The organism is Thalassotalea sp. PP2-459 (assembly GCF_001913705.1).
Classification (GTDB): domain Bacteria; phylum Pseudomonadota; class Gammaproteobacteria; order Enterobacterales; family Alteromonadaceae; genus Thalassotalea_C; species Thalassotalea_C hakodatensis.
On the sequence record NZ_MKQD01000057.1, the window covers coordinates 1 to 10,719 of the forward strand.

At 38.5% G+C, this 10,719-nt stretch carries 8 protein-coding genes; 5 read left to right on the top strand and 3 right to left on the bottom strand.

Annotation, left to right across the window (positions count from 1 at the left end):
• Positions 1–137: 137 nt before the first annotated feature.
• Together BI291_RS14405 and BI291_RS14410 are read right to left on the bottom strand one after the other, a co-directional pair.
• A complete protein-coding gene (locus tag BI291_RS14405) occupies positions 138–485 on the bottom strand; it encodes a hypothetical protein (RefSeq protein ID WP_074499473.1) in 348 nt (115 codons plus the stop codon).
• Between the two features lie 118 nt (positions 486–603).
• Positions 604–987, bottom strand: coding sequence for a hypothetical protein (locus BI291_RS14410; RefSeq protein WP_175573134.1), 384 nt, complete (start codon positions 985–987; stop codon positions 604–606).
• Between the two features lie 300 nt (positions 988–1,287).
• Here BI291_RS14410 and BI291_RS14415 point away from each other — a divergent pair, with 300 nt between their 5' ends.
• Positions 1,288–2,253 (top strand): integron integrase, encoded by a 966-nt coding sequence (locus tag BI291_RS14415; RefSeq protein ID WP_074499475.1) that lies wholly within the window; start codon positions 1,288–1,290, stop codon positions 2,251–2,253.
• 66 nt (positions 2,254–2,319) lie between these two features.
• Here the strand turns inward: BI291_RS14415 and BI291_RS14420 are convergent, their stop codons facing one another.
• Positions 2,320–4,554: an NADP-dependent isocitrate dehydrogenase gene (locus BI291_RS14420; protein WP_074499476.1), complete on the bottom strand. Its 2,235-nt coding sequence runs from the start codon at positions 4,552–4,554 to the stop codon at positions 2,320–2,322.
• A gap of 506 nt (positions 4,555–5,060) precedes the next feature.
• Between BI291_RS14420 and BI291_RS14425 the strand changes: the two genes are divergently transcribed.
• From BI291_RS14425 to BI291_RS14440, 4 genes are all read left to right on the top strand, one after another.
• A complete protein-coding gene (locus BI291_RS14425) occupies positions 5,061–6,311 on the top strand; it encodes an efflux RND transporter periplasmic adaptor subunit (RefSeq protein WP_074499477.1) in 1,251 nt (416 codons plus the stop codon).
• 23 nt (positions 6,312–6,334) lie between these two features.
• Positions 6,335–7,057, top strand: a complete 723-nt coding sequence (locus BI291_RS14430) for an ABC transporter ATP-binding protein (protein WP_074499478.1) — start codon at positions 6,335–6,337, stop codon at positions 7,055–7,057.
• An 18-nt stretch (positions 7,058–7,075) separates the two neighbouring features.
• Entirely contained in the window at positions 7,076–9,580 is a 2,505-nt protein-coding gene (locus BI291_RS14435) for an FtsX-like permease family protein (RefSeq protein ID WP_074499479.1), read from the top strand.
• Between the two features lie 95 nt (positions 9,581–9,675).
• Positions 9,676–10,719: sigma-54 dependent transcriptional regulator (locus tag BI291_RS14440; RefSeq protein WP_083602080.1), on the top strand; the 1,044-nt coding region annotated here is incomplete at its 3' end.

Sequence of the window (10,719 nt, forward strand, 5' to 3'; positions counted from 1 at the left end):
GCCGCCAAACATACTTGACGACTTCTAGCGATAGTCATTTCGCTTCCTTGCGATTGATTTACAATGACTCAAAGATTAGACAAACACTGGAATTATTCAAGTTAATTGTGGGTGTCTAGTTTATTATTTGTGGGTGTCTAGTTTATTATTTGAAGTTCTACTACTATCTTTTCCCTTTTAAACGTGCAATCTACACAACGAATAACTTTTACTAATTTAAACTTAGTACCTATAGGTAACTCTTCGCGACTTAAAACTTCAGGGCCACCGAAGCCTGGAGCCTTCATTAAGGAGTAATGATGAAGGACTTCCTCATAGTTAGGTTCCATTGTTACACCATGGATTATAAATTTAATTTTAGTCTTAAGTTGAGTCCCGATAATGCTTTTAAATTCATTTTCCCCACTTACATCTTCCCACTCTGTGATTAAACAACCAGATAAAGAAAGAATTAAGGAAATGACTATTAGAATTCTCAGGTTCACAGCATACTCCTTTGCATATAACGCCCCTATTAAACGGCACAGACTTGCTGGCTATACTGGGAACGAAGTGAACCCAGCCAGCGAGTATGGGTCCGGTTGAATGGTTTGTTAGCCAGCATTACTCTTCCCAATCTGGATACTGAATAGGTTTTACCCCAGACTCGTCTATTACTCTCGGATAAAAAGTATCTAGCTCGGCGGTAAACGGTTTTTTCCGACTCCTTGATATTTGGAACACCCAATTATCACCATAATCAAAAAGATAATATATTTTTTTACCTTTTGAGCTTTCAAGAATATTTTCTATGGTTGTCTTATATATTTCATCTGAGTCGCAGGTATATTCACTTACGTTCTTCCCACGTATTGAATTAGATATCGAAAATTCATACATATGGTCGTCGTCAAACTCTAGTGCGTTTTGTATCGCCAGGTGCACTTCCTCTAAGCTAAAGTCAGAAGGAAGTTCAATTGAACAGCCCCAAGCATGATTTGCGTTCATTCCATCCAACAACTTTAAATGTATTGTGTGAATCATATACTTCTCTAACGTTACCTTATGCTGCCTAACAGCTTATTCATAGGAACCATTCTCGCAAGTAACACGACGGACTGCTCCTATGTTCATAAAATTTAAATTACCACTTCTTTTTAACTAAATCAATGAGATAGTACTTCACATTCTCGCTTTCTACGATTAATACAAGAATCATTCTCGATTTCTTGCTAAAAACAAGAAAACAACTAAACTGTACATTCATACAGCATGTGGTAAAATTAATTTTGATGAAGGATTATCAACATGGCCTCACCTTTTTTAGCCGCTATCAAAGAGTTTATGTGGACGCGTCGTTACGCTAAAAGAACGATTGAAACCTATTTATATTGGATCAAATACTACATAAACTTTAATAAACAGAAGCACCCTTTAGATTGTCATGATAAAGACGTTGAACGATTTCTTAATTATCTTGCAAACCAAGAAAATGTTGCACCTAAAACTCAAGCCGTTGCATTAAACGCAGTAAACTTTCTTTACAAAGAGTATTTATCTAAACCTTTGTCACTAGCACTAAATTACAATAAATCTCGTGTACAACCTAAGTTACCGGTGGTATTAACACCAACAGAAATAAAAACGTTATTTAAATACATTGATAATGATTACAGGCTTCCCTGCGCATTAATGTATGGCAGCGGTTTACGAGTAATGGAGGTAGTTCGTTTACGAATACACGATATAGACTTTAATTTTCATTGTATTAGTGTTTGGTTTGCTAAAGGTGGAAAACATCGTCGTGTTACCCTAGCCCCTGAATTAGTCAATGACCTAAAAAGCCAAGTAAAGTTTGCTAGCATCCATTTTAAGCGAGATATAAGAAACCCGACTTATTCTGGAGTTTATTTGCCTTTTGCATTAGCCCGCAAATACCCAAATGCGAATAAAGAAGAAGGCTGGCATTACTTATTTCCATCTAACAGATTAAGCGAAGATCCAGAAGTAGGCTTGCTACGCAGGCACCATATTCATGAAACTATGTTAAGAAAAGTGATAAAACGTGCCGCGAAGAAGGCGTTATTAAAGAAACCTATTAGTTGCCATACCTTACGGCATTCATTTGCAACACATTTACTACAACGCGGTGCTGATATTCGTACCGTTCAGGAACAATTAGGTCATAGTGATGTAAGAACTACACAAATATATACGCATGTGATTGAGCGGGGTGCAAATGGCGTGAGAAGCCCTTTGTCTGATCTGTACTAGGAACCATCAAGCATAAAAAACCCAGCGCAAAGGCTGGGTTTTTCTTAAATTTCTTCTAACAAAGTTTTATAAAAGGCTTGAAAGAATCGTATTTAATGTTTCACTCGGGCGCATCGCTTTTGTCGCTAAGTCATCAGCAGGTTGGAAGTAACCGCCAATGTTTTGTGCTGGACCTTGTGCATCGTTAAGTTCAGAAACAATTTTCTCTTCTTGCTTGGTTAACGCTTGTGCTACAGCAGTAAATGCTGATTTTAGCTCTTCGTCTTCATTTTGCGCTGCAAGCTCTTGTGCCCAATATGTTGCTAAGTAGAAGTGAGAACCACGGTTGTCTAACTCACCTACTTTACGAGAAGGCGATCTATTCTCATCTAAGAATTTACCTGTAGCGGCGTCCAACGTGTTTGCTAATACTTGTGCTTTAGCATTTCCCGTTGTATTGCTTAAATGCTCTAAAGAAGCTGCAAGCGCTAAAAATTCACCTAAAGAATCCCAACGTAAGTGGTTTTCTTTCTCAAATTGTTGAACATGCTTAGGCGCTGAACCACCGGCACCGGTTTCAAATAAACCACCGCCATTCATTAATGGCACAATTGAAAGCATTTTTGCTGACGTGCCAAGCTCTAAAATTGGGAATAAATCAGTATTGTAATCACGTAATACATTACCTGTTACAGAAATTGTATCTTCACCTTTACCACAACGCGCTAAGGTAAATTCACATGCTTGTGTAGGCGCAAGAATTCGTAGGTCTAAACCGTCTGTATCGTGCTCTGGTAAATAAGTGTTAATTTTTTTGATCATTTCAGCATCGTGCGCGCGATTCTCATCTAACCAAAATACTGCTGGAGTATTTGATAAACGCGCACGTGTAACAGCTAGTTTCACCCAATCTTGAATGGGTGCATCTTTCGTTTGACACATACGGAAAATATCACCTTCTTCAACATCTTGAGAAAGTAACACATCACCTGTTGCAATATTTACAGCACGAATAACACCTTCACCTTTTGCCATGAACGTTTTGTCGTGTGAACCGTATTCTTCGGCTTTTTTCGCCATTAAACCAACATTAGGAACAGTACCCATTGTTGTTGGATCAAATGCACCATTTTCACGGCAGTAATCAACAACAGCAGAGAAAACACCAGCATAGTTACGATCTGGGATCATAAACTTAGTATCTTTTTGCTTACCGTCTGGGCCCCACATTTGACCAGAAGCACGAAGTGCAGCCGGCATTGACGCATCAATAATAACGTCACTTGGTACATGTAAGTTAGTAATGCCGCGGTCAGAGTCAACCATAGCAAGTGGAGGCTGAACGTCATATACAGCATTTAAGTCAGCTTCAATTTCCGCTTTTTGTTCCGCAGGTAAACGTTCAATTTTAGCGTAAACATCACCAATACCATTGTTAACATCAACACCTAACTGTTCGAAAGTAGCTGCGTGCTTTGCGAACACATCTTTGTAGTATACTTTCACCGCGTGACCAAAAATCACAGGGTCAGATACTTTCATCATCGTTGCTTTCATGTGAAGAGAAAGTAATACATCTTCATCTTTTGCTTTTTGTGTTTCTGCTTCAAAAAATTCAACCAGTGCTTTTTTGCTCATCACTGATGCATCAATCACTTCTTTATCTTCTAAGGCGACTTTCTCTTTTAAAACAGTAATGCTGCCAGCAGTATCTACGTATTCGATACGCATATCAGTTGCACCAGCTACCGTCATCGATTTTTCACTGCCGTAGAAGTCACCCGACTCCATATGAGCTACATGAGACTTTGAGTCTTTTGACCAAGCACCCATTGAGTGTGGATTTTTCTTTGCATAGTTTTTAACAGCAGTAGGAGCACGACGGTCAGAATTACCTTCACGTAATACAGGGTTTACCGCCGAACCTAACACTTTAGCGTAAGTTAATTTAATTGACTCTTCAGCTTCATTTTTTGGCTCTGCTGGATAATCAGGTAATGCATAACCTTTAGCTTGCAATTCTTTAATTGCAGCTTGTAATTGTGGGATAGATGCTGAAATGTTCGGTAATTTAATGATATTTGCTTCTGGTGTTTTCGCAATATCACCTAATTCTGCTAATGCATCGCCAATGCGTTGTTCTTCTTTTAAGTATTGTGGAAAATTAGCAATAATACGACCCGCTAATGAAATATCGCGTGTTTCAACGCCAATATCAGAAGAAGCTGTGAAAGCTTGAATAATCGGGAGTAATGAATGCGTCGCTAATGCTGGCGCTTCATCAGTAATGGTATAAATGATTTTAGATGATTCTGTAGTCATTTTTGTTCCTAGTTATTTTCAGCGAGTATGCAATAAAATGAATAAAAACCCGTAAATGTAAAATTAACATTCATTTTATTGAAAAAAATATTTGCGCGCGCATAGTAAAGGAAACCGCGTTTTAACACAAGAATTCACTATGCTTTGCTCATAAAAAAGCACGCTATCTTACAACATTTTGTCATGGATACCTTGTTAAGGGTTAACGTCGCAACATCGCTATGTATGGGGGGTCAACTGTTATTTTTCAAGTAGGCTATGTCCTTATAGTCATAGAACACATTTTCAGGTTGATCTTGAGTGATCGTCTCGATTTCGACATTTTACGCCCTATTTTCACGTCTCGATATCGAGATTAATAAAGCCTCTCATCTAAAAATAAAACTTAACAGATTGAATTTTAAATATATTTTATATTTGGCATTGTCTTAGCTTTATCTAGGTGACAAACCGTTCACTGAACTTAAAGCGCCCTGCTCGCTTTCGTTGATGTAAAAAGGAATACGATGGATATCGTTAGAAAAAAACAAAAAAATTTCACCCCTGTCATAAAGTGGGCCGTTATTACCGTCGTTATTATCTCATGTATATGGGCATTAACGTATGCCAGTAATAGTGGTCATAAAGTGTCAGCCAACAATGTACTGCTTGATGCGGTGCAATCTGGCGAACTTACCCTTGACGTTAGAGGCATTGGCGTATTAGTACCAAAAGAAGTGTACTGGGTGGCTACCGAAGTAAATGGCCGTGTTGACAAAGTCTATAAGAAAGCAGGGGCTGCCGTTAAAAAAGATGATTTAATCATTTCAATGAAGAACTCATCTCTTACCCAACAGTTAGAAGAAAGCCAATGGGAGCTTGAAGAAACAAAAGCACAACTTAACGCACAGCGCGTTGCGCTTGAATCACAAGTGCTAGATCAAGAAACGCTAGTGATCAACAGTCAATTAAATTATGAAAGCGCCCTGCTTACGCTTAATGCTCAAAAAACATTATTAAATCAAGGTATCGTTGCCATTTCAAAAGTGGAGCATGAAGAAGTTAAAATTGAAGTAGAGCAATTATTACAACGATGGCAATTAGAAAAAAAGCGCTACGCTAAAGCACAAGAGAATTTAGTAGCGCAAAAGCGTGCATTTAACGCGCGTTTAAAACGTATGGAACGTGGTACAGCAAGAATTCAGCACTTGGTGAACAGCTTAGACATACGTGCTTCAATCGACAGCATAGTGCAAGAAATGCCATTAGAATTAGGGCAACAAATAACGGCTGGTACGAATGTGGCACGACTAGCCCGTAATGATGAATTTATCGCAGAAATTCGTGTGCCTGAAAAACAAATTTATCAAATCGGCTTAACTCAAGCAGTAACCCTTGACACGAAAACCAGCAAAGTAAGTGGCGAAGTCATTCGTATTGACCCATCCGTTGTTAACGGTTCCGTACAAGTTGATGTAGCTATCACAGGAAAATTACCCAAAGAAGCAAGGCCTGAGCTCAGTGTTGATGGCATTATTCATGTTGCCCATCTAACAAACACTCTTTATGTAAAGCGTCCTATGTATGCTAAAGCGAATGAATCAAGTGCTGTATATGTCGTGAACACGGAAAATAACAGCGTGGCTTTACGTGACGTAACCTTTGGCCGCTCATCGCAAACTCACATTGAAATTATTTCTGGTCTTTCTGCTGGCGAAAACGTTGTAGTATCAAACGTATCGTCATGGAAAGACAAACAAATTAACGCGATACAATAGTTAACAATAATAAGGAAAGCACAATGCAAAACCAAGCAAAGACTCTCGTGACCTTGAATGCCTTAAACAAAATATTTTATACCGATGATGTAGAAACACATGCATTAGAAGGTATTAATTTAACCATTCACCAAGGTGAATTTATATCGATTGCCGGCCCATCGGGTTGTGGTAAATCTACCTTATTATCTATTTTAGGTTTATTAGATACGCCTACTAATGGTAATTACCAGTTATCAGGACACGACGTGACGAGTTTAGATAAAGACGAACGTGCACTGATCCGAAATGAAAAAATTGGCTTTATTTTCCAAGCCTTTAATTTAATTAGTGATTTAACTGTTCAAGAAAATGTAGAGCTTCCTTTATCTTATCGCTCAGATATTAGCAAAAGCGAGCGCCAACAACTGGTAACTGATGCTTTAAAACAAGTCGATATGCAACACCGTGCCAATCATTTTCCCTCTCAATTATCAGGGGGGCAGCAACAACGTGTTGCAGTAGCACGAGCCATTGCCGGTAAACCAGCTATTATTCTTGCCGATGAACCAACCGGTAATTTAGACTCAAAAAATGCAGGAGCTGTCATGGAATTACTGGATAAACTTCATGCTAATGGCGCGACTATTTGCATGGTTACTCATGATCCTCGCTCTGCAAGCCGCGCCGATAGAATCATTGAAATTTTCGACGGCAAAGTAGTGGCCGACCGTCCATCAGAAACCCCAAGCGCTATCGCCATTTAGTGGGCTGAGGATATAAATATGAGTTTATCTATAGAATTTAAGTATTCAATGCGCATGTTGCTAAAAAAGCCGTTGTTTACTTCATTAACTATTTTAATCGTTGCCATAGGACTCGGTTTAACCGTTTATACTTTTTCATTATTAAACGGCTTGGTCTTCAAACCACTTTATTTAAATGGTGAAAAACAAATCGTCGCCATAGAAGCACAGTTTGATCACAACCATTTATCGCGCCGTGCAGCTGATCCATATCACATTAATTTAGCGGCAAAACAACTGGGCATTTTTGAAAATCATGGTTTTTTTACTGAGGGTACTACCTTCATTGGTGGAAACTCTAGCCAGTATTCAGCACTCTTTACAGCCAAAAAAATGAACGCCAGCTATACCAGTGTCAACATTTTCGACATGACAGGTATACAACCTTTACATGGAAGAGGCTTTATTCAAGATGACTTTGTTGATGGTGCAGAGCCTGTGGTGGTACTTAGCTATAACGTATGGCAACAGTACTTTAATGCAGATCCAAAAGTCATTAACCAACAAGTTGCTCTTGATGCGATGCCAGGTAGAATAATTGGTGTGATGCCTGAAGGGTTTTCTTTTCCTGATAAAGCACAAATATGGCAACCATTAAATGAACGTATTGTTAACCCCGTAGAGGCAACTTTTAGTAGTTATTTGGCATTTGCCCGTTTAGCTGAAGGAGTCACCATAAAAGAAGCGCAAGCTGGTTTAGATACGATAAATCAACAAATTGCATCTTCCATAAAAGAAGACTTCAATTTTCGTATCCCAGATGATGGTAGATACTTAAATGTGTTGCCTTACAAACAAGCAAGTATTACCCAATATTACAACATTTTTATCGCCTTATTAATTGTTGTATTTCTCATTCTCTTACTTGCATGTATTAACGTGAGTAATTTATTACTCGCTCGCGTGAATGAAAGAATTAAAGAAGTAGCTATTCGTTTAGCGCTGGGCATTCCACGTAAAAAACTCATGGTACAAATGCTTTGGGAAAGTGTGTTTATTTGTACCATTGGTGGTTTACTCGCCCTGCTATTTGCTGCATACGGTATTGAACTTACCAACAATATGTTCAACCAAGCGTTTGCCATTAATCATGAAAAACCTTTTTGGTGGACATTAACTATTGATAGTCAGGCTATGGTCATTTTAGTATTCTCAATTATAGCTATGGTGTTAATTACTGGTCTTTTCCCTGCTTATAAAGCATTAAAAAGTGATTTTAATGCAGTAATACGTGACGGTACGCGCGGTGCATTAAGTAAAAAAGCAGCTAATGTTGGTAAAGCTTTAGTCATTTCTGAAATTGTTTTATCTTGTGTGGTGCTCGTAATGGCAACCGTTTTATTATCAACTGGCTATTTTGCAAGTAAAGCTGACTACGGCGTTGAAACGACTTCACGTTTAACTGCTCAGTTACAGTTGCCTCCAGAAAAATATCCGGTAAGACGTGATACCGAGCATGATTATCAAGACCGTATCAATCGCTCACAAGTTTTTTATCGAATTAAAAGCGCCATAGACGCCATGCCTAACATTAATGCAAGTGCCATGATGACTCAATTGCCTGGTACAGGTGAAGGTACTAGTTTCTTTGAAATTGAAGGTAGAGCTGCCGCTGTTTATAATGAAAACCCTTACAGTAATAATGAATTAATAGCCAGTGACTCTTGGCGAGCCTTGGGTATGAAAGTCATTCAAGGACGAGACTTTGATCACCGTGATGCCGAAAATGGTGCGCTTAGTATTATTATTAATCAATCAATCGCAAGCGCTTTCTTCCCTGATGGTGATGCCGTAGGAAAACGAGTAAGACGCGCCGGTAGAAATGGCCAGCGTGGTGATTGGTTTACTATTGTTGGTGTAGTGTCTGATACCTTCCATGGTTCAACAATGAGCTCGTCAAGTGCTTCATATAACTCGTATCACTCTATGGACAACATAGGACCAATGAGACAGTACATTGCCGTACATTACACCGGTGATCAAAGAACAGCGACCGAAGCCCTAATGCAAGCCATTGCAAGTGTTGATTCTGATGTCGGTATCTATCATATTCAAACTTACGATAATTTGATCCAACAGCCGATGAAATTGTTACTCTCGGTCAGTAAAATATTTTTGTTCTGTGGTATTGTAGCTGTGATTTTGGCGGCAAGCGGAATATATGCGATGGCTTCAAATAGCATATTGACTCGAACACAGGAAATCGGTGTTCGTCGTGCGATTGGCGCACCTGACAAAAAAATTATGCTTATGTTTTTAAAGCAGGCTGCAACACAATTATTTATTGGATTAGCATTAGGTATTACTCTATCTATTGTGCTAACAGATTATATGTCTAATACCATTGTGATCAATCCTGAAAGCTATGGTATAGCGCTGGTTGGAATTCCATTATTAATTACATTTATGGTGATAATAGCTACCTATATTCCATCGCGTTCAATTTTACGATTGGAACCAAGCGACGCATTACATTATGATTAATAAAAAGTAGTAATACTTAAAAATGGCGGTCATTGACCGCCTTTCTATTGTTAACAATGTCTTTAGCAACAAGCAGTAAAGTGATTGAAAATATAATGAACCATTCAAAACCGAGTATTTTAATCGCCGATGACGATGAAAACGTGCTTTCAGCATTGACGCTTGCGTTAAAGTGTGAAAATTATCAAATAAACAAGGCAACAACACCTCATCAGGTAATCACCCTTTTATCGCGCAAACAGTTTTCTTGCTTATTGCTTGATTTAAATTATACCCAAGACACCACTTCTGGCTCTGAGGGTATGCAACTAATTGAAGCTATACGTAACATTGATAGCCATGTGCCAATTATTGCAATGACAGGTTACAGTAGTGTAGATATTGCCGTTGAAATGATGAAACTTGGTGCAAATGATTTTATCGAAAAGCCATGGAGAAATGCGCAACTGAGCAATAAAATAAAGCAACAAATTGAACGAGTAAACATTGTTCGAAGAAATGAAAAGCTATCGCAAACTAACGCCCTGCTGACCAATAAACAACAAGGTGTTATTGCACACTCTGCTGAGATGCGCCAAGTACTAACACAAATAGAGCGCATCGCAGTCAGCGATATGAATGTATTATTTACCGGCGAAAATGGTACCGGTAAATCTATGCTAGCACATTATTTACACCAACATTCAACGCGAAATAACAACAGCTTTATTGCTGTCAATATGGGAGCGATCACTGAATCTTTATTTGAAAGCGAAATGTTTGGTCACGTAAAAGGTGCATTCACTGACGCAAAGGAAGATCGTATAGGTCGATTTGAACTCGCATCACAAGGCACTTTATTTTTAGATGAAATCGCCAATATTAATCTTAACCAACAAGCAAAATTACTTCACATTTTAGAAGAACGTAAGTTTGAACGTGTTGGTTCTCATATCACTTTAGAGGCTGACGTAAGAGTTATTTCTGCAACCAATGCCAACCTTGAGCAATTAGTTATTGAAAAGCTGTTTAGGCAAGACTTATTGTATCGATTAAACACGGTAGAAATTCGTATCCCGTCACTAAAAGAACGTGTTGATGACATTATTCCTCTCGCAACGTACTTTATTGAACAATTTTGCCAAAAATATCGTATGCCG

What these genes read in the sequence shown, in the direction of transcription:
- BI291_RS14415 (WP_074499475.1), top strand. Translation starts at nt 1,288, where the DNA reads ATGGCCTCACCTTTTTTAGCCGCTATCAAAGAGTTTATGTGGACGCGT.
- BI291_RS14420 (WP_074499476.1), bottom strand. Translation starts at nt 4,554, where the DNA reads ATGACTACAGAATCATCTAAAATCATTTATACCATTACTGATGAAGCG.
- BI291_RS14425 (WP_074499477.1), top strand. Translation starts at nt 5,061, where the DNA reads ATGGATATCGTTAGAAAAAAACAAAAAAATTTCACCCCTGTCATAAAG.
- BI291_RS14410 (WP_175573134.1), bottom strand. Translation starts at nt 987, where the DNA reads ATGAACGCAAATCATGCTTGGGGCTGTTCAATTGAACTTCCTTCTGAC.
- BI291_RS14430 (WP_074499478.1), top strand. Translation starts at nt 6,335, where the DNA reads ATGCAAAACCAAGCAAAGACTCTCGTGACCTTGAATGCCTTAAACAAA.
- BI291_RS14435 (WP_074499479.1), top strand. Translation starts at nt 7,076, where the DNA reads ATGAGTTTATCTATAGAATTTAAGTATTCAATGCGCATGTTGCTAAAA.